At 66.1% G+C, this 23,519-nt stretch carries 19 protein-coding genes; 10 read left to right on the forward strand and 9 right to left on the reverse strand.

Going from position 1 to position 23,519, the window contains the following annotated elements; translation table 11 throughout:
• The first annotated feature begins 118 nt into the window (after positions 1-118).
• A complete protein-coding gene (locus ACFE70_RS11195) occupies positions 119-1,774 on the forward strand; it encodes a TldD/PmbA family protein (protein WP_375417827.1) in 1,656 nt (551 codons plus the stop codon).
• 106 nt (positions 1,775-1,880) lie between these two features.
• Positions 1,881-3,215 (forward strand): TldD/PmbA family protein, encoded by a 1,335-nt coding sequence (locus ACFE70_RS11200; RefSeq protein WP_375417828.1) that lies wholly within the window; start codon positions 1,881-1,883, stop codon positions 3,213-3,215.
• Between the two features lie 84 nt (positions 3,216-3,299).
• Here the strand turns inward: ACFE70_RS11200 and ACFE70_RS11205 are convergent, their stop codons facing one another.
• Both ACFE70_RS11205 and ACFE70_RS11210 read right to left on the reverse strand, forming a co-directional pair.
• The gene (locus tag ACFE70_RS11205; protein ID WP_375417829.1) at positions 3,300-3,890 is read right to left on the reverse strand and encodes a porin family protein; all 591 of its coding nucleotides are present in this window, start codon (positions 3,888-3,890) and stop codon (positions 3,300-3,302) included.
• Positions 3,891-3,966: 76 nt separating this feature from the next.
• Positions 3,967-4,587, reverse strand: a complete 621-nt coding sequence (locus ACFE70_RS11210) for a porin family protein (RefSeq protein WP_375417830.1) — start codon at positions 4,585-4,587, stop codon at positions 3,967-3,969.
• Between the two features lie 286 nt (positions 4,588-4,873).
• On the opposite strand from ACFE70_RS11210, the gene ACFE70_RS11215 reads away from it, so the two are divergent.
• Complete coding sequence (locus ACFE70_RS11215) at positions 4,874-5,497, forward strand: DUF4159 domain-containing protein (protein ID WP_375417831.1); 624 nt, start codon at positions 4,874-4,876, stop codon at positions 5,495-5,497.
• On the opposite strand, the gene ACFE70_RS11220 is transcribed toward ACFE70_RS11215, so the two are convergent.
• Entirely contained in the window at positions 5,494-6,156 is a 663-nt protein-coding gene (locus ACFE70_RS11220) for a hypothetical protein (RefSeq protein WP_375417832.1), read from the reverse strand. The genes ACFE70_RS11215 and ACFE70_RS11220 overlap by 4 nt on opposite strands.
• A 201-nt stretch (positions 6,157-6,357) precedes the next feature.
• On the opposite strand from ACFE70_RS11220, the gene ACFE70_RS11225 reads away from it, so the two are divergent.
• The 5 genes from ACFE70_RS11225 (at position 6,358) to ACFE70_RS11245 (ending at position 14,422) form a co-directional block, all read left to right on the forward strand.
• Complete coding sequence (locus ACFE70_RS11225) at positions 6,358-7,335, forward strand: AAA family ATPase (protein ID WP_375417833.1); 978 nt, start codon at positions 6,358-6,360, stop codon at positions 7,333-7,335.
• Between the two features lie 90 nt (positions 7,336-7,425).
• A complete protein-coding gene (locus ACFE70_RS11230) occupies positions 7,426-8,298 on the forward strand; it encodes a DUF58 domain-containing protein (RefSeq protein ID WP_375417834.1) in 873 nt (290 codons plus the stop codon).
• A gap of 142 nt (positions 8,299-8,440) precedes the next feature.
• Positions 8,441-10,153, forward strand: a complete 1,713-nt coding sequence (locus ACFE70_RS11235) for a BatA domain-containing protein (protein ID WP_375417835.1) — start codon at positions 8,441-8,443, stop codon at positions 10,151-10,153.
• 15 nt (positions 10,154-10,168) lie between these two features.
• Positions 10,169-12,493, forward strand: coding sequence for a hypothetical protein (locus ACFE70_RS11240; RefSeq protein ID WP_375417836.1), 2,325 nt, complete (start codon positions 10,169-10,171; stop codon positions 12,491-12,493).
• A 60-nt stretch (positions 12,494-12,553) separates the two neighbouring features.
• Positions 12,554-14,422, forward strand: a complete 1,869-nt coding sequence (locus tag ACFE70_RS11245) for a hypothetical protein (RefSeq protein WP_375417837.1) — start codon at positions 12,554-12,556, stop codon at positions 14,420-14,422.
• A gap of 293 nt (positions 14,423-14,715) precedes the next feature.
• Here the strand turns inward: ACFE70_RS11245 and eutC are convergent, their stop codons facing one another.
• The 4 genes from eutC to murI form a co-directional block, all read right to left on the reverse strand.
• Positions 14,716-15,462 carry an ethanolamine ammonia-lyase subunit EutC gene (gene eutC / locus ACFE70_RS11250; protein ID WP_375417838.1) on the reverse strand — a complete coding sequence of 249 codons (747 nt, stop codon included), beginning with the start codon at positions 15,460-15,462 and terminating at the stop codon, positions 14,716-14,718.
• 195 nt (positions 15,463-15,657) lie between these two features.
• Positions 15,658-17,046: an ethanolamine ammonia-lyase subunit EutB gene (locus ACFE70_RS11255; protein WP_375417839.1), complete on the reverse strand. Its 1,389-nt coding sequence runs from the start codon at positions 17,044-17,046 to the stop codon at positions 15,658-15,660.
• Positions 17,047-17,209: 163 nt separating this feature from the next.
• Complete coding sequence (eat, locus tag ACFE70_RS11260; RefSeq protein ID WP_375417850.1) at positions 17,210-18,538, reverse strand: ethanolamine permease; 1,329 nt, start codon at positions 18,536-18,538, stop codon at positions 17,210-17,212.
• Positions 18,539-18,663: 125 nt separating this feature from the next.
• Positions 18,664-19,521: a glutamate racemase gene (gene murI / locus ACFE70_RS11265; protein WP_375417840.1), complete on the reverse strand. Its 858-nt coding sequence runs from the start codon at positions 19,519-19,521 to the stop codon at positions 18,664-18,666.
• Positions 19,522-19,717: 196 nt separating this feature from the next.
• On the opposite strand from murI, the gene ACFE70_RS11270 reads away from it, so the two are divergent.
• Positions 19,718-19,948: a hypothetical protein gene (locus tag ACFE70_RS11270; protein ID WP_375417841.1), complete on the forward strand. Its 231-nt coding sequence runs from the start codon at positions 19,718-19,720 to the stop codon at positions 19,946-19,948.
• 90 nt (positions 19,949-20,038) lie between these two features.
• Here the strand turns inward: ACFE70_RS11270 and ACFE70_RS11275 are convergent, their stop codons facing one another.
• Positions 20,039-21,775 (reverse strand): cellulase family glycosylhydrolase, encoded by a 1,737-nt coding sequence (locus ACFE70_RS11275; RefSeq protein ID WP_375417842.1) that lies wholly within the window; start codon positions 21,773-21,775, stop codon positions 20,039-20,041.
• Between the two features lie 151 nt (positions 21,776-21,926).
• Positions 21,927-22,646 (reverse strand): GDSL-type esterase/lipase family protein, encoded by a 720-nt coding sequence (locus ACFE70_RS11280; RefSeq protein WP_375417843.1) that lies wholly within the window; start codon positions 22,644-22,646, stop codon positions 21,927-21,929.
• A gap of 135 nt (positions 22,647-22,781) precedes the next feature.
• On the opposite strand from ACFE70_RS11280, the gene ACFE70_RS11285 reads away from it, so the two are divergent.
• The gene (locus ACFE70_RS11285; protein ID WP_375417844.1) at positions 22,782-23,465 is read left to right on the forward strand and encodes an ABC transporter ATP-binding protein; all 684 of its coding nucleotides are present in this window, start codon (positions 22,782-22,784) and stop codon (positions 23,463-23,465) included.
• The last annotated feature ends 54 nt before the right edge of the window (positions 23,466-23,519 follow it).

Consider the following 23,519-nt stretch of genomic DNA (forward strand, 5'->3'; position numbering starts at 1 on the left):
GTGCATCATTCCAAGTATAGTGTTCCGAGGCCCGGAGGCCCGCCACTAACCGGCACGGGGCAAAGCCCCGCGCCACGTTTAGTTCAACTAAATCCTGTTCCCTACCCCCTCACCTTTTATGCAACGACGCGACTTTGTGGGACTGACCGGCCTGGCAGCCGGCGCTCTTTTCCTACCCTCCCTGCCCGGCCTGGCCGCTGGCACCGCCGTGGACCCCGCCCGCCTGCTGGAGCCCGGCGCCGACACCGTGCTGAAAAAGCGCCTGGCCGACGCAGCCCTCAACGCCGCCAAAACGGCCGGCGCCACTTACGCCGACGTGCGCATCGGCCGCTACCTCAACCAAGGCATCTTCACCCGCGAAAAGCAGGTGCAGAACATCGCCAGCACCGAAAGCTACGGCGCGGGCGTGCGCGTCATCGCGGGCGGCACCTGGGGCTTCGCGGCTACCAACTCCGTGACGGAAGCCGGCCTGGCCAAGGCCGCGCAGCTGGCCGTGCAGATTGCCAAGGCCAACGCCAAAGTGCAGAAAGAGCAGGTTAAGCTGGCCCCGCAGAAGGGCTTTGGCGAGGTGAGCTGGAAGGCGCCCATCAAGCAGAATGCGTTCGAGGTGCCGATTAAAGACAAGGTGGACCTGCTCTTGGCCGTGAATGCCAAGGCCTTGGAGGGCGGCGTGTCATTTATCAACTCGGTCCTGTTTCAAGTAAACGAGCAGAAGTATTTCGCCTCCACCGACGGCTCCTACATCGACCAGGATATTCACCGGATTTATCCCACCTTCAGCGTCACGGCCATCGACCGCGCTTCGGGCAAGTTCCGCTCGCGGCAGGCACTCAGCTCGCCGATGGGCCTGGGCTACGAATACCTCTCGGCGCAGGCCGCCGACAAGGTAGCCGGCCCCGCCGGCTCGGATATAGTGGGTTATAAATACTCCTACGACATGCTGGAGGACGTGACCGCCGCCGCCAAGCAGGTCAGGCAGAAGCTCACGGCTAAATCAGTGGTGCCGGGCAAGTACGACCTCGTGCTCGACCCGCACCACCTGGGCCTGACCATTCACGAGAGCGTAGGCCACCCCACCGAGCTGGACCGCGTGCTCGGCTACGAGGCCAACTTCGCCGGCACCAGCTTCGCCACGCTCGATTGGAAAGCCAAAAAGCTGCCCTACGGCTCTAAAATCGTCAACCTCGTGGCTGATAAAACCCAGACTGCCTCGCTCGGCGCCGTGGGCTATGATGACGAGGGCGTGAAAACCAAGCGCTGGGATTTGATTAAAGATGGGATGCTGGTCGACTACCAGAAAATCCGCGACCAGGCCCATATGGTGGGCCAGAACGAGTCGGATGGCTGCTGCTACTCGCAGTCGTGGGCCGACGTGCAGTTCCAGCGGATGCCCAACGTGAGCTTGCAGCCGGGCCGGGCCAAGCTCAGCGTCGATGAGCTGGTCAAGAACGTGGATAAGGGCATCTACATCGCCGGCAATGGCTCGTTCAGCATTGACCAGCAGCGCTATAACTTCCAGTTTGGCGGACAGGTGTTCTACGCCATCGAGCAGGGCAAGATAACCGGGATGCTGGAAGACGTGGCCTACCAGGCCAACACCCAGGAGTTCTGGAACTCCTGCGCCGCCATCTGCGACGAGTCCGATTATCGCTTTTTCGGCGCCTTCAACGATGGCAAGGGGCAGCCCTCGCAAAGCTCCGCCGTGAGCCACGGCTCTTCAACGACGCGCTTCAACGGCGTCAACGTGATTAACACGGCCCGCAAGATTGGCTAACGGGCGCACCTCACCCCCCTACCCCCTCTCCAAAAAAGAGGGGGTAGGGGGGTGAGGTTTCGCCGGCACGGCCCATTAGCACATTCATAAATCAGCCCATCAACCCATGCCCATTTTATCGAAAGACGACGCACAGACCATCCTCAAAAAGGTGCTCAGCTTTAGCACGGCCGACGAGTGCGAGGCCACGCTCAACGGCCGCACCGGCGGCAACGTGCGTTCGGCGCGCAACACCTTCAGCACCGCCGGCGCCCTCGACAACGTGTCGCTGGCCGTCGAATCGCGCTTCGGCAAGCGCAGCGGCGTGGCGACCTGCAACGAGTTTGACGAGGCCACGCTGCGGCGCTGCGTGCAGCGGGCCGAGGAAATTGCCCGGCTCGCGCCAGAGTCGCCGGAGTACATGCCGCTACTCGGCGCCCAGCAGTACCAGGACGGCGGCAAGGCCTTTGCCGCCAGCACCGCCGCCATCGACCCCGACTACCGCGCCCGGCAGATGAGCGCCAGCACCAGCCTCTGCGACCAGCGCAAGGTCAGCTCGGCCGCTTTTTTGGAAGATCAGGCCGGCTTTGTGGCCAAGCGCAACTCCAAAGGCCTGGAAGCCTACCAGCCCTACAGCAACGTCGAGTTCAGCGTGACCGTGCGCACACCCGACGGCACCGGCTCGGGCTACGCCGCGGCCGACTACACCGACGCCGCCAAATTTGACGCCGCGCGCCTGACCAAAGTAGCGGCCGACAAGGCAGCGTCCTCGGTGAAGGCGCGGGCCATTGAGCCGGGCAAGTATACCGTTATTATGGAGCCGAATGCACTGGTTTCCAACGTTGATACCTCGCTCATGGCCGCGCTCATGCAGAGCCTCGACGCCCGCTCGGCCGATGAAGGCCGCTCGTTTCTGAGCAAGAAAGGCGGCGGCAACCGCAAGGGCGAAAAGCTCTTCGACGAGCGCGTGACCATCTACTCCGACCCTTTCAACGCCGAGATTCCCGACCTCGTTTTTGCCAATGATGGCCGTCCGCAAAAGCGCACGACCTGGATTGAGAAAGGCGTGGTGAAGAACTTGTATTCCAGCCGGTTCTGGGCCCAGAAAGCCAGCATCCCGGACCTGCCGCCGCCCAACGGCTGGATTATGGAAGGCGGCACCCAAAGCACGGCCGACCTCATCAAAGGCACCGCCAAGGGCATTCTCGTCACCCGCCTGTGGTACATTCGCCCGGTTGACCCGCAAACGCTCTTGTACACGGGCCTGACGCGCGACGGCACGTTCTACATCGAGAACGGCGCCATCAAGTTTCCGGTCAAGAACTTCCGCTTCAACGAGAGCCCCGTCATCATGCTCAACAACCTCGAAGCCATTGGCCGGCCCGTGCGCCTGGCCGGCAACCTGGTGCCGCCGCTCAAGATTCGCGACTTCACCTTTACCAGCTTGTCGGACGCCGTGTAGAAAGGATGTTAGCTACGAAAGAAGCCCCGTATCCTAACCAGAATACGGGGCTTCTTTCGGTGCAATCAAGGACAATGCTTCGGGTCACTTCTTTCCAAACAAGTAGCCAGCAGTGACTTGTCCCGCTCGATTGTGCATACCCCCAATACCTACCTGGTCACGAAAAGCCCGCTCAGCTGGGTCCTTGATAATATCTGATAGTCCGTAATTTAAACGCACATCCACCACAAAACCGCTGGGTGTTTCCAGGCCTAAACCACCCACTACAGCTCCCTCCACAGGCTTATATTCTCCTTTGCTGGAGCCCAGAAACAAACCCAGTTGCGGCCCCACATTCACGTAGAACCTACGGCCAATATATTGCCGGAGCAGCAATGGCACATTCAGGTAATAAAGCTTATAAGCTTCCGTAGAGCTTGAAGTCTCCAAGTTGGCACCTTGCCCGCTCAAAAGAGCTTCGAGCTGCACCGTAAAGCCTTGTCCAGAAGGTTTCAACCTTAGCATGGAACCCGCTACAAAATCGGCACGTGCAAGCGGTGTGGCATTGAGCGTACCATCGAGGGTAGAAACAGAGACGCCACCTTTCAAACCCAACCGAGCACCGCCAGAAGTTTGCGCCTGACTAGTTGTTGCCCAGCCCAGCGCGACGCCGAGCAGTAGAATAACTCTTTTCATAAAAAAAGGAGATAAGAAATACAGAGCGAATATCGCAATTTCTCTGTATTATTCATCTTCTTTTTTTACCTCTTTGCTAATTCCCCAATTGCAACGACACATAGGCCTGAAATACGCGGTTTTGCAAACGCGGGTCGTTGATGCCGGCGAGGTTATCGACATCATTGATGTCGTTGAGGCCCGCGACGAGGCGCCCGCCGAGCGAGAGGCTGCCGAGCTTAAGGCCCGCGCCGCCCACAAGACTGAAGTCACCGCGCCTGAAGCTGCCCGTGGCCGGGCGCGATACGTTGCCGTAGGCCGGCGTGCCGTCGGGGGCGAGGCCGACTTGCAGCCGGCCGTTCTGGTCGGCGCTGAGCAGCACGCCGAACTGCGGGCCGGCCTCCACGAAGACGGGACCCAGGGTGAGCTTGGCCAGCACCGGCACGGTGAAGTAGTGCAGCTTGTTGTCGTAGTCGCTGAAGGCTGATTTGAGGTTGCCGCCGGCCACCGAATACTGAATTTCGGGCTGAATAGCGAGCGGGCCGAGGATGTTGGCCTGGTAGAAAATGCCGGCGTGGTAGAAGGTTTTATAAGAGGAGCTTTCGCCGTCGCGGCCGCGCAGCTCGGCCACGTTTACGCCGCCTTTGATGCCAAACTGCGCCTGCGCCAGCGGCGCCAGCGACAGGCTCAGCAGGACGATGATGAGGAGTTTTTTCATGGGATAAAAGCGAAAAAGGAATAGGGATAATGGGAGCTGGGGATAGAAGCTGGCGCAGGTTCGGAACGCTGATAGCCGCGGGCCGTGGTACCAGCGCTTGCTTGTTAAGCCCGGCGCGGCCCGAAAAGTTGCGGCTCAGCTAACCAGAAGAGCGGCTGTGCTTTAGCGAATTACGGCTGGTTTTTAAGCCAACGCCCAAACACCCCGTTTATTTTCAGATGCCAGCCAGCAGCGCCAAGCGTACTTTTGCCGCACTCCCGAAAATCCCTACCCCCCCCCTCCGCCCGTGCCCGCCGCCTTCACGTTTGTGCGCCTCAAATACCACTCCGGCGACTGGGACGCCGTGGACGAGCGGATGCCGGCCAACCTGCTGCACTCGCTGGTGCAGTACACGACGGTGCCGGTCGTGGCCCAGGAAAAGGTCGTGGCCCTGGATAGCCCGGAGCTGTTCGGCTACCCTTTCTGCTACCTGTCGGGGCACCGGCTGGTGCAGTTTTCGGCGGCCGAGAAAAAGAACTTCACCCAGTACGTGCGCAACGGCGGCTTCGTGTTCGTGGACGATTGCAACCACGACATCGACGGCTTGTTCGCCCGCTCCTTCGAGGAGCAGATGCAGCAGTGCTTCGGCGCCGGCGCCCTGAAAAAGCTGCCCCGGACGCACCCGATTTACTCGCAGTTTTTCACCTTCCGGGACGGCCCGCCCAACACCGGCTTCGAGCTGAACGGCTGGGGCGACGACCTCGTGCACGACTACCTCAAGGGCATCGAAATCAAGGGCCGGCTGGGCGTGCTCTACTCCAACAAAGACTACGGCTGCGAGTGGGACTACGACTTCCGCAACAAGCGCTTTCTGGCCGAGGACAACACCAAGTTTGGGGTCAATATTCTGCTGTATGCGCTCACAACTTAAAACCGGACCCCTACGCCCAGGCGGCCATCGAGGACGACCTGACGTCTTTCGTAATAGGTCTGCGAGCGGGGATAGATGGTATTGTTGGGGTCACTGGCTGTCCCCGCTCCCAACTTCTGCCACTTCGTAACGCCCAATGCAACGTCGATAAATACACGTGACTGAGGCCGCGGCGTTGCCTGCCAGCCGGCCAGCGCCCCTACCCCTCCGAAACGCTGCCTTGCGATGAGGTAGCTTCTATTGGCTACCAGAGTTCGGTAGCTGAGCATCGGCGCCACATAGAAGCCGGTCAGCGAAGCTTTGGGCTGCCGGGGCAGGTAGTAGTAACGTCCCTGCACCGTTACTCCTGCCCGGCGCTCAGCGGGTTCGCCGCCATTTACCAACCCTTCAATTACCCCACTGAATTGCCTGCTAACCTGCCGCTCGTAGGAAGCCAGTACCGGAAACAGGAATCCGCTGTGTCCATCGAATTGGTAGAGGAAATTCGTTCCGTATACACTGCCCATGTCCAGCCGTATGGCGTTTCGGCGAGGTTGAACCGCAGCAGCTTCCTGCCCAGCCGGCGGCTCGGCAGAAGCTTGCGCGGCAGCCTGTCGCGCTGAGGCGGCTACTGAAAAGGCGACTACTAGGAAGCGAATGGTAGATTTGAGGTAGTGCATGATAGCAAGTGAAGAGGACATAGGGTTAAATGCCCAGCGAAGTACGGCCTGGTATCGTGAGTACACCTAATCTAAATGTTTGCTCAAAGGACTTTAAAAATTCATTAATCACCATCATAACCACTTCACCATCAAGCAAGTGTATGATAAATATCAGACATTAATTTATTTGATTTTGCCTACAACTTCTCATCTTTTCTCTTGACCGAACAAGAAATCAACGCCCTGCTCGCCAGGCTGCCCGTCCTCAAAGCCGAAATCGGCAAGGTCATCGTGGGGCAGGAAACGGTGCTGGAAGAAGTGCTCGTGGCGCTGCTGGCCGGCGGCCACGCCCTGCTGGAGGGCGTGCCGGGCCTGGCTAAGACGCTGCTCGTTCGCACCTTGGCCGCCGCCACCGATTTGCCGTTTCGGCGCATTCAGTTCACGCCGGATTTGATGCCGACCGACATTCTCGGCACCGAGGTGCTGGAGGAAGACCACGGCACCGGGCACCGCTCGTTTAAGTTTAATCCGGGGCCCATCTTCGCCAGCCTGGTGTTGGCCGACGAAATCAACCGCACGCCGCCCAAGACGCAGGCCGCGCTGCTCGAAGCCATGCAGGAAGGCCACGTGACTTACGCCGGGCAGGAGCACGCGCTGCCTAAGCCGTTTTTTCTGCTCGCCACCCAGAACCCGATTGAGCAATCCGGCACCTACCCCCTGCCCGAGGCGCAGCTCGACCGCTTCTTGCTCTACGTGCGCATCGGCTACCCCACGGCGGCTGAAGAGCTGGCCGTGCTGCGCGGCACGACCGGCGCGGCCGGCCAGCAGGTGCGGCCCGTGCTGGGCGGGGCCGATATCCGGGAGTTGCAGGCGCTGGTGCGGCAGGTCAGCCTGAGCCCGGAGCTGATGGATTTCGTGAACCGGCTGGTGCGGGCCACGCGGCCAGCCACGTCGGAAGTGAAGTTCATTCAGGACTACGGGCGCTGGGGCGCGGGCCCGCGGGCCGGGCAGGCGCTGATATTATGCGCCAAGGCGCGGGCCTTACTTCACGGCCGCTTCGCCGCCACGCTGGACGATATTCGGACGCTGGCGCCGCCGGTGCTGCGCCACCGGGTGCTGCTGAATTTCAACGCCGAGGCGGAGAACATCACGGCCGATGATGCGGTAGCGGCGCTGTTAAAGGCGGTGGCGGTGTAGCGTGGACTCTGCGAGTCCGCGCGTGAACGATATACCAAACAGCTTACTTAACGGCCCACGCGCGGACTCACAGCGTCCACGCTACTTCACATGCTGACGCCTGAACACCTCCATCACCTGCGCAACCTGAGCCTGGCCGCCCGGCAGGCCGCCGAGGGCTTCCTCAACGGCGCCCACGCCAGCCGGCGCCACGGGGCGGGGCTGGAGTTCAGCCAGTACCGGCCCTACCAGCCCGGCGACGATTTGCGCCGTCTGGACTGGCGCCTGGCTGCGCGCTCGGACCGCTACTACCTGCGCGAATCAGAAGTCGATACCAGCCTCACGGTGCACCTGCTGCTCGACGCCAGCGCCAGCATGAACCACCGCGACGACAACGGCCTGAGCAAGCTCGACTACGCCCGCCTGCTGCTGGCGGCCCTGGCTTATCTGGCTCATCAGCAGGGCGATGCCGTGGGCCTGACCATCCTGGGGCCCGCCGGCCTACGCCACCTGCCGCCCCGCGCCGACGCCCGCCAGCTCCCGCGCCTCTACCACGCCCTCGAAACGGCCGAAGCCGCCGGCCGCTTTCCCGGTGCCGCCACGCTGGCGCCGCTCACCGCCCGCCGTCTGCGCGCCCTGACCGTGTGCGTGAGCGACTTGTATGAGGAAGACGCCGAGATAAACACCCTGCTCAGCCGCCTGCGCGCCGTGAGCGGCGACGTGCTGCTGCTGCACCTGATGGCCGGCAACGAGCTGGCCTTCAGCTACCAGGGCAGTGTTACGCTCAAAGACCTCGAAACCGGTCAGACCCTCCAGCTCGACGCCGACCAGCAGCGCCCAGCCTACCGCCAGCAGTTGCAAGCGTGGCTGCGCGACACTGCCCACGCCGCCCGCAGCCACGGCCTTGACTACCACCAGCTCAGCACCACCAACCCGCTCGACCAAGCCATGCGGGAGTTTCTGCGGCGCCGGGCTGCGGCCTGAAACCCAAACTTCGCGAAACTTAGCTTTTAACTTCTTTTAAACCCTGCGTTAAATGCGCAAGAGTTAGGTTTCACGCAGAGTTTAAAAGAAGTTAAAAGCTAAGTTTCGCGAAGGTGTTGACGTAAATATTTACATTCTAATCTTGTTCACCCTGTTAAACCCTGCCGCTCTGCTGGCCCTGCTGGGCCTTTTGGTGCCGGTCGCCATTCACCTCTGGAACCGCCGGCCGGGCCGCGAAGTGGCCGTGGGCAGCCTGCGCTGGCTGGCCGCGGGTGCCAACCGCCGCCTGCGCAACCTCAAGCTGGAGCAGCTCTGGCTTTTGCTGCTGCGGGCCGCGCTGCTGGCCGTGCTGGCGCTGGCCGTGGCTGGCCCGGCGTGGCGGCAATCCCTACCCCCCGCCCGCGGCCAGGTGCTGCTGAGCCCGGCGCTGATTGGCAACCCAGCCCTGGCGGCGCTGCGGCCCACTATCGACTCGCTGCGGCGGCGCGGCTACGGGCTGCGCTGGCTGGCGGCGGGCTTTCCGCGGCTGTCGGGGGCCGCCTGGCGAGCTGATTCGGCGAGGCTGCGCGACAGTGCGCGGGTGCTTTCGGCGGCTGATTCGGTGGGCGCGGCCTGGCAGTGGGCGCGGGTGCGGCAGGCGGGCGCCCGGTTTGCGGGCCAGCCGCTCTACGTGCTCACGCCGGCCGCGCTGGCTGGGTTTCGGGGGACGCACGCGCCGCTGGCGGCCAGCATCACTTGGCAGTTGGTGCCCGCCGGTGCTCCCTCAAACTGGGTGCATCAGGCCACTTTTTGGGGCGACAGCCTGCGCCTGCTGCTGGGCCACAGCAGCGAAATCCAGACTACTTTTCAGCTGAAATCGGTGGCACGGCCCCAGCCGGGTGCAGAGGTGCGGGTGGCCGGGCTGCCGCCGCTGCGCCTGGTGGCCGGCGCCGGTGGGCCGCAGCTGGCGCCCCTGGCCCCTACCCCCCCGCCGGCCGCCAATGCCACCTCCACCACCGCCCCCGAAACGACGCCGCTCATACCCGTGCGCACCCGGCCCGTGCGCATCATCCTCTACGCCACGCCCGCTTTTGCCGCCGATGCCCGCTGCCTGCAAGCCGGGCTGCGCGCGGCGGCCGTGGGCCTGCCCGCGCCCCTGGATTTGCGGGTGGTGGCCGCGCCGCCGGATACGGCCACCGCGCCGGACTGGCTTTTTTGGCTGAGCGATGCGCCGCTGCCCGCGGCCTGGCAGGCGGCCGTCCGCGGCGGGACGCGGGTGTGGCAGGAAGCCGCCGCGCCGGGCATCGCCGACCCCGCCCGCCTGGTCGGCGCGGCTGGCGAAGCGGCGGTGACCATGTTGCGGCGGAGCGCGCCGAGCGTCCCGGCGGCCGGCGTGCCGCTCTGGACCGATGGTCGGGGCCGGGCGGTGCTGGCGCGGCGCGAGCTGGGGCAAGGCGCTTTCTATCAGCTGCATACCCGGCTGAGCCCGGCCTGGAGCGAGCTGGCGGAGAGCCCTGACCTGCCGGCCCGGCTGCTGACCCTGCTGGCCCCAGCCCCCACCGATGAGGCCGCGCCCGTTGCCCTACCCCCTTACCCGGCGCCAACCACAACGCAAGCCCTAACGCAAAAGCTGGCCGCCTACGACCAGCGCGCCCTCGACCCGGCCCAGCTTTACGCGGCTGGCGCTGGCCGTAAGCGGGCGGCGCGGCCGGTAGCTTCGGGCGACGCCGAGGCGACGCCGCCGGCGTTCCGCCTCACCGATTTGCGGCCCTGGCTGGTGCTGGTGGCAGGGCTGCTCTTCGCCCTCGAACGCTGGCTGGCCTGGCGCCGCACCAGGCCCGCCTTGTCCTCTGTTGCCGCTTCTGCTGCTTCCTGAGCTAGCTTTCTTTGTATGAGCCAACTAGTTTCCTCTTCGCAAACGCAAACGCCCGATGTAGCCCAGGCCCGGCTCCTGTTGCGGGCGGCAGGCCGGAGCTACCTCGCGCGCCGGGCGGCGGCCGTGCTGCTGCCGGCGCTGGCCGCGGCGCTGCTGCTGGGCCTGCTGGCCCGGCACTGGCCGGCCGCGCGAGGGGGGGTAGGGATTCTGGCGGCGCTGGGCCTGCTGCTCGTGGGCTGGCGCTGCTGGCCGCTGCGGCGGCTGGGCCCGGCGGCCATCGCGGCCCGGCTCGACCGGCAGCTTCCGATACTTGAGGACAGCACCGGGCTGCTCCTGCGCGGCCCGGCCGGATTGAACTTGCTGGAAGGGCTTCAGCAGCAGCGCGTGGCGGGGCGCCTGCAAGAGCTGCAAACCGCGGGGGCGCTGGCGCTGCCCGTTTCCTGGCGGCAGCCGGCGCTGCTGACGGGGCTGCTGTTGCTGGCGGCGGCCTTGGTGGCGGGGTTGCCAGGCGCGCAAAAGGCCGTTCGGCCGGCGGGGGTTGCGGTTCATTTTTTGGAGGAAAAGCCAGCCGCTACTGTCGGCAGCGCGCCGGCCCGCATCAGGGAAACGCGGTTGCTGGTGACGCCCCCGGCCTACACCCGGCGGCCGGCGTTTGCGCCCGCGCAGGCTTCGTTTCAGTGCCCGCAAGGCTCAACGGTGCGCTGGCTGGTGCGGGTGAGCGGCGAAACCAAGCCAGCGCAGCGGCCGGCCGCGCCGGTGCTGGCAATCGGCGCGCGGCGAGTGGCGCTGCGGCCGGTGGCGGGGCAGCCGGGCGCGTTTTTCACGGAGCAAATCCTGACTGCCTCGGTGCTCTACCGGCTGCGCTACGCGGGCACCGTCTCGGATGACTACGCCATCACGGTGCAGGCCGACCAGGCGCCTAGCGTGCGCGTTATCTCGCCTAAGCCGTACACGCTGGTGGCGGCCTTTGGCCAGCGGCCGGAAGTGGCGGTGCGGGCCACCGTGCGCGACGACTACGGCCTGAGCCGGGCCGAGCTGGTTATCACCGTGGCGCAGGGGCAGGGCGAGGGCGTCAAGTTTCGGGAGGTGCGCCGCGACCTGAGCGCGGGCCTCGGTGGCCAAACCACTCAAATCAGCCTCGCCAGCCAGCTCAACCTGCCCCAGCTCGGCCTGACATACGGCGACGAGCTGTACTTCTACCTCAGCGCCCGCGACAATGCCGGCCACTCGGCCCGCACTGATGCCTACCTGGTGCAGTGGCAGGACACGGCCCTGACCGACAGCCCGTTGGACATGGGCATGGGCGTGAAGGTGGCGCCCGCTTACTTCCGCAGCCAGCGCCAGATTATCATCGACACCGAGAAGTTAATAGCCGAAAAGCCCCGGCTCGAAGCCCCGACCCTGGCCGGCCGCGCCAACGCCCTGGGCTTCGACCAGCAGGCGCTGCGGCTGCGCTACGGCAAGTTTATGGGCGAGCAGGCCGAGGGCGCTATTGGCGCGACGGCCGCACCTTCGCCCATCGCGGAAGAAGCGGCGGATGCGCCCGCCGCCCCCACCGCCGACGCTGCTGAGGAACGCCCCGCCGCTACGGCCGAGCAGCACTCGGCCGACGACGGCCACGACCACGCCGCCCCCGCTTCCGCCACCCAAGCCTCGCCCACGGCCGAAACCGACGCCCTGATGGAGCCCTACGTGCACCGCCACGACGACGCCGAAACCGCTGACTTTCTGGAGCCCGCCGTGAAAGCCAAGCTGCGCGCCGTGCTCGACCAGATGTGGGCCGCCGAGCTGCGCCTGCGCACGGGCCAGCTCCCGGCCGCGCTGCCCTACGAGTACCGCGCCCTGCGCCTGCTCAAGCAGGTGCAGCAGCAAACCCGCGCCTACGTCAAGAAAGCCGGCTTTGTGCCGCCGCCTTTGCCCGAGGCCACGCTGCGCCTGAGCGGCGAGCTGGCCGGCGCCGCCGCCCCGCGCCGCCAGCAGCCGCGCCCGGTTCCTACCCCCCCCTCGGCCGCGCAAGCCGCCCTGCACTGGCTGGCCGCCAGCGCCGCCAGTTCTGCCGCGCCGGCCCGGCCCGACCCAGCCGGCGCACGCCTGCTGGAGCAAGCCGGCACCGAGCTGGCCGCGGCCGCCCTGCGCCGGCCGGGCACCTATTTGCCGGCGCTGCGGGCCCTGCGCACGCTGGTGGCCGACGTGCGCGCCGGCCGGCCCGCCGGCATCGCCTACCGCCTGCCCGTCGAGCGCGCCCTGACCGATTTGCTGGCCGCGCCTGCGCCCGTGCCTACCCCCCCGCCCGCACCCGACCGGCTGGCGCGGCGCTACTTTCAGGCGCTGGGCAGGTAGGCGCTGCGATGCTGTTTCTTCGCTTTTTCGATTCGCTGGCTTACCTGAGCACCTGAAATTTTGCCCGTCCCGCCCTTTAATCTTCTGTTTTATTACGGGCTGCTGGCCTCGTGCCTGCTGCTCGGCCTTTGGCTGGTGCTGCTGGCCGGGCGGCGCCCGCAGCGACGGCAGCGCGGCGCGCGGATGCTGGCCAGTGCCATAGCCGCCGCCGCACTCTGGCTCAGCGCCTACCCCCCCTCGCGCCCGGTGCTGCGGGCCCGCTCCGAAGCCATTCTGCTCACCCAAGGCTACGCGCCCGACACACTTCGGCAGCTGCTGCGCCGGCTGGGCGCGGCCACACCGGTGTGGCTTTACGAGGAACCTGAGGCGGCGCCATCGTCAGCCCGAAACAGCCCGGCCGGCACCCGGCCGCTGCCCAGCCTGCTGACGCTAGCCGAGCAGCGGCCGGCCCTGCGCCGCCTGCACGTGCTGGGCCAGGGCCTGCCGGCGGCCGAGCTGCCGGCGCTGGGCGCGCTGCCCGTAGTGCTGCATCCGGGGGCAGCTTTCGCGGGCTTTCGCACCGCTTTCTGGTCCGAAAAGCTGGCCCTGAGCGAGGTGCTGCGAGTGGAGGGCAGCGTGGTCCTGCCTCCCGGCGGCGCCCCGGCCTGGGTGGGCCTGCGCGCTGCCGGCGCCGTCCGCGATTCTATGCGCCTGCCGCCCAGCGGTGGGGCGTTTGCGCTGCGCTACCAGCCCAAAGCCGCTGGCCTGGCCCTGTATGAGCTGGTGCTGCGCCAAGCCGGTCGGCCGCTCATCACCGAGCCCGTGCCGGTGGAAATCAGGTCTGCCCCGCCCCGGCCCGCCGTGCTGCTGCTGGCGGCCACACCTTCGTTCGAGTTTAAATTCCTGAAAAACCACCTCGCCGAAGCCCACTATCCCGTGGCCTTGCGCACCATCGTCAGCCGCGGCCTGGCGCAGACAGATTTCACCAATCAGCTCGCCCGGCCCCTGGACCGCCTCACGCCCGCGCTGCTCGCGGCCTATCAGGTAATTATTGCGGATGTGCCCACGCTGGCCGGCCTCACCGGCGCCGAAGCCCAGGCCCTGCAAACGGCAGTGCAAGCCGGCCGCCTGGGCCTGCTGGTGCTGGCCGATGGCGCCGCACCCCTGCCCCGCGCCGTGCCCGCCCGCGCCGACTTCGTGGTGCGGCCCCGCCCTGCACCCGCCACCGCGCCCGCCGCTCGCCTGAGCTGGCCCACCGCGCCCGCCACGGCGCGGGCGGCGCTGCCGGCCCAGCTGCGCCCGGCGCCGGCGTTGCGGAGATTGGTCACGGGCGGGGGGGTAGGGAATGGGACGGGCGGCGCGGCGCTGGTAGCGGCCGGGCGCCGCGTGGGGCTGGGCGCCGTAGTCGTATCCGTGGTGCCCGAAACCTTCCGCTGGGCGCTGCAAGGCCAGCAGCTGGTATACGCCTCGTTCTGGAACCGCCTGCTGACGGCGGCTGTGCCGCCGGCGCCGGCCGCCGCCACCTGGCGCGTGACGCCCCGCTGGCCCCGCCCTCACCAGCCGCTCACGCTGCGGCTGGCGGGCGCTCTGCCCGCTGTTCAGCCCACGGTGGGTGCCCTGGCCGGCGGCCCCACGGTGCGCCTCGCGCTGCGCCAGGATACGCGCCTGCCGGAGTGGAGCACGGCCTCCTTTTGGCCGGCCGCGCCGGGCTGGCAGCAGGTGCGCGGGCCGGGCCAGGGGGCGCAGCACTTCTATGTGTATCCGGCTGCGGCCTGGGCCGGGCCGGAGGCAGAGGCGCGCCGACTGGCCATAGCGCAGCGGGCTGCGCCGGGCAGCAAAATCCCTACCCCTCCGCCCGGCTCCGATGTGCCGCAGCCCTGGCCAGCGGCGTGGTTTTTTGGCTTGTTTCTGCTGGCGGCGGGGTACCTGTGGCTGGAGGAAAAGCTGTAGTAGGCAGCGCGCCCGATGAGGAGCAGGGCTTGGCTGCGCGGTCGTGCAGCTGTCCCCGCCCGGCGCTTTGCCATGAGGCTATAGGCGCCGGGGAAGGCGTCCGGTCCGACGGCCCTAGGCCGTCCGACCAGTTGTCGTTCGCGCTGGCAGGAAGTTGTCGTTCTACAATCCTGCCGACAACTGGTCGGACGGCCTAGGGCCGTCGGACCGGACCACCCCAGGGTGCGGGGCTTGACGGTGCGGGGCTTGACGGCGCGGCCCCGGCGCCGCGCCGCCAAGCCCCGCACCCTGCATCACGATAGCAACTTGGATTCGTCCTTCAGCCCGACGCCGGAAAGCTGGCGGCGCAGGGATTCGGAGACCAGGAAAAACAGCCGGTCGGCGGCCAGGGGGTAGGCCAGGCCTTCGGGGCGAATGTTGGAGACGCAGTTGCGGGCCTCGTCGGTGAGGCCGGGACGGGGGCCGAAGGTGAGGTAGGCGCCCAGGCTGTGGGGCGCGCTCAGGCCGGGCCGCTCGCCCAGCAGGACCAGCGCCAGCCGCGCCTTCAGCCGCTGCCCGATTTCATCGCCCAACGCCACGCGGCCCTGCTCGGCCAGCACGACCGGCCCGAGCCGGAAGCCCGCCTTTTGCAGCGGCGGCAGCAGGTGGCGCAGCAGTAGCAGGGCGTGCTCGTTGGTGGCCGTGGCTGAGAGTCCATCGGCCAGGATGATGGCCAGGTCGCACTCGCCAGCGGCTTGTTTGGTCAGCGTAGTTTTAGAAGCATCATCGAGTTGCCGGCCCCAGTCGGGGCGCTGCAAGTAGTCTTGCCGACTTTGGGCGCGACTCTGCACCGGGCACGCGGGCAGTTGCAAAGCCGCCAATTCGGCCAGCAGCCGCCCGGTTTCCAGCGCCGAGTACACCGCATCGCGGGCGTGGGCATGGGCCAGCTTGAAGGCCAGCGCCTCGCGCAGCGGCACGCTGCTGCCGCTGCGGCCCAGAGCGATGCGGGCGGCAGTGAAAGCTTGGAGGGCGGCCCAGGGGTCGGGTTCAGGGGTGGGCATGGGGGTAGGGCAGTTCAGGCGGGGCACCTCACCCCCCTACCCCCTCTCCAAGAGAGAGGGCGCCGCGGCAGCGCAGGCTATCAGTTGAAAGTGAAGAGTTAACAGTTGAAAGGCAATCGATTTTAACTTCTAACTCTTCCCTTTTAACTCAATCGTCAGGCTCCGCTCTCTTTTGGAGAGGGGTCGGGGGTGAGGTTAACGCAGTGCCAGCGGCAGCTTTTGCAGCAGCCCGGCGCCGGCTGCCGCGGGCAGTAGCTGCCCCTGCGCCCCGAAAATACCCTGCTGCATTAGCCAGGCCTCGAACTCCGGCGCGGGGCGCAGACCCAGCACCTGCCGTAGGTAGAGCGCGTCGTGAAAGGACGTGGACTGGTAGCCGAGCAGAATATCATCGGCGCCGGGCACGCCCATGATGAAGTTGCAGCCGGCCACGCCCAGCAGCGTGAGCAGGGTGTCCATATCGTCCTGGTCGGCCTCGGCGTGGTTGGTGTAGCAAATGTCCATGCCCATTGGCAAACCCAGCAGCTTGCCGCAAAAGTGGTCTTCGAGCGCCGCGCGGATGATTTGCTTGCCGTCGTAGAGGTATTCGGGGCCGATGAAGCCGACCACCGAGTTGACCAGCAGCGGCCGAAAGCGGCGGGCCACGGCGTAGGCGCGGGCCTCGCAGGTTTGCTGGTCGAGGCCGTGGTGGGCGTTGGCGCTCAGGGCGCTGCCCTGGCCGGTTTCGAAGTACATCACGTGCTGACCCACGGTGCCGCGGTTCAGGCTGAGCGTGGCTTCCCAGGCTTCTTGCAGCAGGCTCAGGCTGATGCCGAAGCTGGCGTTGGCGGCCTCCGTGCCGGCGATGGACTGGAACGTGAGGTCCACGGGCGCCTGCTGTTCAATAAGTTGCAGCGTGGTCGTGACGTGGCACAGCACGCAGGTCTGGGTCGGGATGGCGTACTGTTCGCGCACGGCGTCGAGCATCGTGAGGAGTTGATGCACGCGCTGCGGGCTGTCGGTGGCGGGGTTGATGCCGATAACGGCGTCGCCACTGCCGTAGAGCAGGCCATCGATGAGGCTGGCGGCGATGCCGCGCAGGTCGTCGGTGGGGTGGTTGGGTTGCAGGCGGGTGGCGAGATACCCGCGCCGGCCGAGCGTGTTGCGAAAGCGCGTGATGACCTCGCAGCGGCGGGCCACGGCAATCAGCTCCTGATTGCGCAGCAGCTTGCTCACGGCGGCCACCATTTCGGGCGTCAGCCCTGGCGCCAGCGCCCGCAAGGTCAGCGTATCGGCCGCTTCCGATACGAGCCAGTCGCGCAGCTCTCCCACGGTGAGGTGGGCAATGGGCGCGAAAGCCGCCGCGTCGTGCGAATCCAGAATCAGGCGCGTCACCTCGTCCTGCTCATACGGCACCAGCGGCTCGGTCAGGAAAGTACGCAGCGGTACATCGGCCAGCGCGTATTGGGCGGCCACGCGCTCCTCGTAGCTGGCCGCGGCTACGCCGGCCAGCACGTCGCCGGCGCGCAGCGGCGTGGCCCGCGCCAGCAGCGTCTTCAGGTCGGCAAACTGGTAGGTCTGATGGCCGATGGTGTGGCGGTAAGACATGACGCGGGCGCTTAATTGAAAAAAGAGTTAACCCGTCATGCAGAGCGCCAGCGAAGCATCTCGCTCGGGGTAGTAATTCAATCGTTGATTACCATTGATTACTGCTGCCCGCGAGATGCTTCACTTCGCTGCGCTCGGCATGACGGTCGTTTCCGCATAATAGTCATTTTCCTACCCCTCCTTTCTCGCTTAATATATGCGGACTCAGCGTCCGGTAGGCAGTCAGCGCCAAGAGCAGGCCCGCCAGGAAGATACCGCTCAACTTCAAGTTAAAATAGACCAGCGCGCCCAGGCAAACCACGGCCAGCGCCAGGGCCACCAGCGGCACGTAGGGGTAGGCAGGCACGGCAAACGGGCGTGGCAGCTCCGGCTCGCGGCGGCGCAGGGCAAACAGGCTGAGCAGGCTGACGATGTACATGACCAGCGCCCCCAGCACCGCGAGAATAATCACCTGGTCGGTGGTGCCGGTGAGCAGGGCCCCGGCGCCCACGGCGGCGCCGGCCAGCAGCGCCCAGTGCGGCGTCTGCCGGCCATTGAGGCGGGCCAGGAAACCGGGCAGGTAGCCAGCCCGCGCCAGGGCAAACACCTGCCGCGAGTAGCCGATGATGGTGCCGTGAAACGAGGCCACCAGCCCAAACAAGCCGATGCTGGCAAAGAACTTGGTCCAGCGGCTGCCGGGGCCCAGCACCAGGGCCAGGGCTTCGGGCAGGGGGTAGTCGAGGTGGCTCAGGCGGCGCCAATCGGGGGTGGCGCCGCCGCTGAGCACCATCACGCCCAGGGCCAGCCCCACCAGCGTGAGCAGGCCGTAGCCGTAGCCGCGCGGGATGGTGCGCCGGGGCTCGGCCACCTCCTCGGCCACCAGCGCCACGCCCTCGATGGCCAGATAAAACCAGATGGCAAACGGCAGCGCGGCCAGCACGCCCGGCGCACTCACGGGCACGGGGTAAGCCAGAAAATTTTCGGTTTTGAAGTGCGGCGCCAGCAGGCCCATGAACAACAGTAGCTCGGCCACGGCCAGCACCGTCACGACCAGCGAAAAGGTGGCCGACTCTTTGATTCCCAGTAGATTAATGAGCGTAAAAATTACGTAGCAGCCCAGCGCTGTGCCCAGCACCGGCAGGCCCGGATACAGAAAATGCGCGTAGGAGCCCAGGGCAAACGCAATGGCCGGCGGCGCCAGCAGAAACTCGACCAGCGTGGCGTAGCCGGCCACCAGCCCGCCCACCGGCCCCAGCGCCCGGTGCGCATACGCAAATGGCCCGCCCGCCTGCGGAATGGCCGTCGTCAGCTCCGTGAAGCTGAAAACAAACGTCACGTAGAACACCGTCACCAGCAGCGTCGCCACCAGAAAGCCCACCGGCCCGGCCGCCGCCCAGCCGTAGTTCCACCCGAAATATTCGCCCGAAATGACCAGCCCCACGGCCAAACCCCACAGGTGCAGCGCGGTCAGGGTTTTCTTTAGGCCGGGGGCAGCAAGGGGGGTAGGCGGCATCAGGCGGAAGCGGATAAGGCGCGGCAATAACAGCAGTAGCGTGGACGCTGCGAGTCCGCGCGTGGGTAGTTTGGGCAAGTCGTGCGGGTGTCGTTCACGCGCGGACTCGCAGCGTCCACGCTACGCTATTCCCAGAGCGGATAATGCTCCAGCTGCACGGCCTGCCCGAAAAACAGCCGGGTACTTTCCTCGAATGAGCGCGTAAAATCCGAGACGTAGAAGTGGTGGGCGGGCGCGGCGCCGTTGGCGGCCGGAGCAGCTAGCTCGTGCGTGTGCAGGTAGTCGCGCACGGTGGCCGCCACCACGTTGGAGGGGTCAAGCACGGCCACGCGGCCCGGTGCCCGGCCCTGGTAGTAGGCCTCAATCTGGGGCTGGATGAGGGGGTAGTGGGTGCAGGCCAGCAGCAGGGCCTCAATGCCGCTCAGGGCAGGGTTATCCAGGTAGGAGGCGATAATGTCGGCGGAAATGGAGTTGTCGTAAAATCCTTCCTCCACCATCGAGGCCAGCAGCGGCGTAGCCAGCGAGTGCAGGTCCACGCCCCGGTCCAGCTCGTCGATTTTTTTTTTATATACGTTGGAATTGACCGTCTGCTTGGTGCCAATCAGGCCCACCGGCCGGCCGGCGTACTCGGCTCCGACGAGCTGCACAATCGGGTCAATCACGTTCACCACCTGCGCCTTCGAGCCCACGTACTCGCGCACCAGCTCGTAGGCCGCGGCCGAGGCCGAGTGGCAGGCAATGAGAATCAGCTTGCAGTGCTGACGCAGGAGCAAGTCGCAGATTTTCACCGCATACGCCTGAATGGCGGCTTGGCTCTTGTCGCCGTAGGGCAGGTGGGCAGTGTCGCCGAAATACACCAGCCGCTCGTGGGGCAGGGCGCGGGCCACGGCGCGGGCCACGGTGAGCCCGCCGATACCGGAGTCGAAAATGCCGATGGGGCGGCGGGCGGCATCGGTAGCGGCGGAAGGCAGGGAGTGCGGCATAGGTGAGGCAAAAGTAATTCCCTACCCCCTGCTTGTCATCCTGAGCTTGCGAAGGACCCTATGCCCGTTGAACAAGCACTAATCAAGTCACTACTGCCCGTTGTTCAACGGGCATAGGGTCCTTCGCAAGCTCAGGATGACGGACGACTCAGGACAAGCGACGCCCAGCCTGACGACTGCCTATATTCGCCCTCCCATGAGCAGCATTCTCGCCGAAATCGACCAGGCCCTGGCCGCCTACAACGCCCGCCGCGGCCGCCCGGTCGCCATCTACCTCGGCGAGCGGCAGTTCACCCGCCTCACCCTCGACGCCGCAGCCCCCGAGCGCCCGGCCGAGCTGCTCACCGACGCCGGCCGCCCCCTCACCTACCGCGGCCTGGAGCTGCTGCGCGACGAGGTGAACGTGGACGCGCTGCGGGTGATTTGAAGAGCAGTAAGGCCGCCCCCACAAAAAGCCCTACCCCCTTGGCTGGGGGCAGGGCTTTGGTGAAGGCCAGTGCAGGACGTTTTTCGCTGCTTACTCTTTTACGAACCTGGTGGTAGTGGTGCGGCTGCCTTCCACCACCCGCACGGTGTAGCTGCCCGGCGCCAAAGCTTCTACCGACAGGGTGGCCTCCGGGAGACTGCCGGCGGGCAGCTCCTGGCTCAGCACGCGCTGGCCACGGACATTAAATACGCTGACGCGGGCCGCCGTGCCGGGCTGCGTCACCAGGTGCAGCTGCTGCCGGACCGGATTCGGAAATATCCCCGACGCGCGCGTTTCGGCCGGAGCCTGGGCGCCGCCCAGGGCCGGGCGGGCGGAGGTTTTAGCGAAGCTCCACCAGTTGATGTTGTAGCCCCCGGCCGGGACGCCGATGGCAATGCTCTGCTGGCCGGCACTCAAGGTAACGGTGCGCGAAATAGTCGTCCAGGTTTGCCAGCCGCCGGTGCGGGGCACGGCCACCGTGCCCAGCTTCGTGGCGCCGGAGTTTTGCTCCACGCTAATCTGACCGCCCCCATTGAGGCTGGCCACCCGAAACTCTAGCAGATACGTACCGGCGGCGGGCACGCTGATGGTGTAAGCCATCCAGTCGCCGGCATCAATGTAGCTCACGTTGCGGCCACCGTCAACGTCGGTGGTCGTCTCGGTTTGCACCCCAAACATGGCTTGGTAGCTTTCCGCTTCCACCTTCGTGGCCGTGCCGCTCGTGGGCGGCGGGGTGGTAGTGGGCGGCGGGGTAGTGGTGCCGGGCGAGGTCGTGCCAGCGTTGTTCCAGCCCTGGATGTAGCCCTTCACCAGGCGGCCCGACGGGGTGAGGTAGCTGTCGGCCCACGCCGCGCCAGGGTTGGTGCCCGGCACGAGCGCCGACGCGGCCTCGGCTTTGTCGTTGATGGACCAGTTGCAGTGGCTGAGCTTGTTGAGCTGCATAAAATCCATCCACTCCTTGGTGGAAGTCGCGTCGATGGCGCCGCCGCCGGAAGCGTCACACGTGCCGTACTCCGTCACGAACAAGGCCGCGCCCCGGCTGATGGCGGCGCGGGCCTTGTCGCGCAGGGCGTTCTTGTGCGAGGCGGCGTAGAAGTGCAGCGTGTAGGCAATGTTGGTGCCCGCCACGGGGTCGGCGGCGGCCACGTCCACATCCTGCGACCACGTGGGCGTGCCCACCACGATGAGGTTGTCGGGGTCGATGGCGCGAATGGCGTTGGTGACGGCCTGGGCGTAGGGCTTCACCACCCCGCTCCACGACACTTGCAGGGGCTCATTGTAAATCTCATAAATCACGTTCGGGGTGCTGCCGTAGGTGGTGGCCATTTCCTTGAAAAAGGCGATGGCCTCTGCCTGGTGCTTCTCGGCGCTGTGCGAGTGCCAGTCGATGATGACGTAGAGGCCGGCAGCCACGCAGGCATCGACCACGGCCTTAACCTTGGCTTTCTCGCGGGCCGGGTTTTCGAGGTAGCCCCCGGCTTCGTCCACGCCCATCGCGGCCCGCACGACGGTCGCGCCCCAGTTGTTTTTCAGCCAGCCTACCACGTTGGCGTTATAGTATTTCTCGCCGCCCCAGCCGGCATTGCTCCAAAACAGGCTGTTGCCGGCCAGGCTCACGGGCAGGTTGTTGCCATCCAGGATGCGGGCGCCCTGCACCCGCAGGGCCCCGTACTTGGCGACGGGCGTCTGGGCGGCGGTGGGCCGGCCGCCGGCCAGCAGCAGCGCCAGCAGCGCAAAGGACAGGCCCCGCCAGGTGCGGCGGCCGAAAGCGAAGGATAACTGTTTCATAGGATTGGTGGAGAGTGGGAAAATGAAGAGTGAGAAAAAGAGCGTTGCCGACAGCAATTTACGCGAAAAAATAGCCCGCCGGGCGTAAGCTCTTCACTACATTGCAATTAGCGCTACTTGTCTTGCCGGCAAAGCGGCCAGGCAAACGGAGCTACTGCGCTGTCGGCTGGCTGAGCACGGGCCTGAGCACCCGCCACACCGTGCGCGCGATGAGCCGGTGGCCGGCGGGCGTGGGGTGAATCTGGTCGGGTTGGTTCAGGGCGCGCACGCCGCCTACCCCCTCCAGCAGGAACGGGATGAGCACGAGCTGGTTCTTGGTGGCCGTCTCGGCGTAGAGCTGCTTGAAATCAGCGCTGTACTGCGGGCCCAGGTTGGGCGGAATCTGCATCCCGGCGAGCACAATCCTGGTCTGCGGGCTGCGGGCGCGCACCGTGTCGATGATGGCTTGCAGGTTGCGGCGCGTGTCGGTGAGGGGCAGGCCGCGCAGGCCGTCGTTGCCGCCTAATTCCAGCACGAATATGGCCACCGGCTGCCGTCCCAGCACCCAGCCCACGCGGCTGCGGCCGCCGGCCGTGGTTTCGCCGCTCAGGCCGGCGTTAATGACCTTGTAGCCCAGGCTAGCGGAGTCGATTTTCTGACCCACGAGCGCCGGGAACGCCTCTTCCGGCTCCACACCCAGGCCGGCGGTGAGCGAGTTGCCGAAGAACAGAATGGTTTGGGCAGCGGGCTGCGCCAGCGCGCCGACCGCCGGCTGAGGGGGGGTAGGGACTGCGGCCGAAGTGGCGGTGGCGGGCGTGTCGGGGGCCGAGGAGCAGGCGGCCAGCAGCAGGCCGGCGCCGAGCACAGCGGCCAGATGGAACGAGCGAAGCATAGCGGGCAGTTGAGGCTGCCGCGCGACCGCGGCGAAAAGCAAAGGGAAAACATGCCGCCGGGTTCGGCGTCAGCGTCTTCTGAAACGTAAGGGCCGCCACGCTGTTGTTAAATCTGGCCTTATTAAGCTGATTTTATGTCGATTCTGAAAGTTGAAAACCTCACCAAAACCTACGTCAGCGCCGGCCGTGAGCTGACCGTGCTTCACGCCGTGAGCCTGGAGCTGCAAGCCGCTGACACGTTCGCCATCGTCGGGCCCTCCGGCTCGGGCAAAACCACGCTCCTGGGCCTGTGCGCCGGCCTCGATAGAGCCACGTCGGGCAGCGTGTGGCTTAATAATATTCAATTAGACAACCTGAGCGAAGACCAACGCGCCGCCGTGCGCAACCAGCACGTGGGCTTCATCTTCCAGAATTTCCAGCTCCTGCCCACGCTCACGGCCCTCGAAAACGTGCTCGTGCCCTTGGAGCTGCGCGGCGAGCGCGGTGGCGGGCGGGCGGCGCAGGCCCTGCTGGAGCGCGTGGGCCTGGGCGGGCGCGGCCACCACTACCCGGCCCAGCTCTCGGGCGGCGAGCAGCAGCGCGTGAGTTTGGCCCGCGCCTTCGCCAACCGCCCCGGCATCCTCTTCGCCGACGAGCCCACCGGCAACCTCGACGCTGACACCAGCGCCACGGTGGTGGAGCTGCTGTTTGAATTAAACCGCGAAGCCGGCACCACACTCGTGCTCGTGACCCACGACTTGGAGCTGGCCGCTAAAACCCAGCGCGTGCTGCGCATCAAGGGCGGCGCCGTGGTGGCGGATTCGCTGGTCGCGGCGTAGGGTGCTGATACACTGATTGAAAGGCGGTCATGCAGAGCGTAGCGAAGCATCTCG

Source organism: uncultured Hymenobacter sp., from assembly GCF_964243305.1.
GTDB lineage: Bacteria > Bacteroidota > Bacteroidia > Cytophagales > Hymenobacteraceae > Hymenobacter.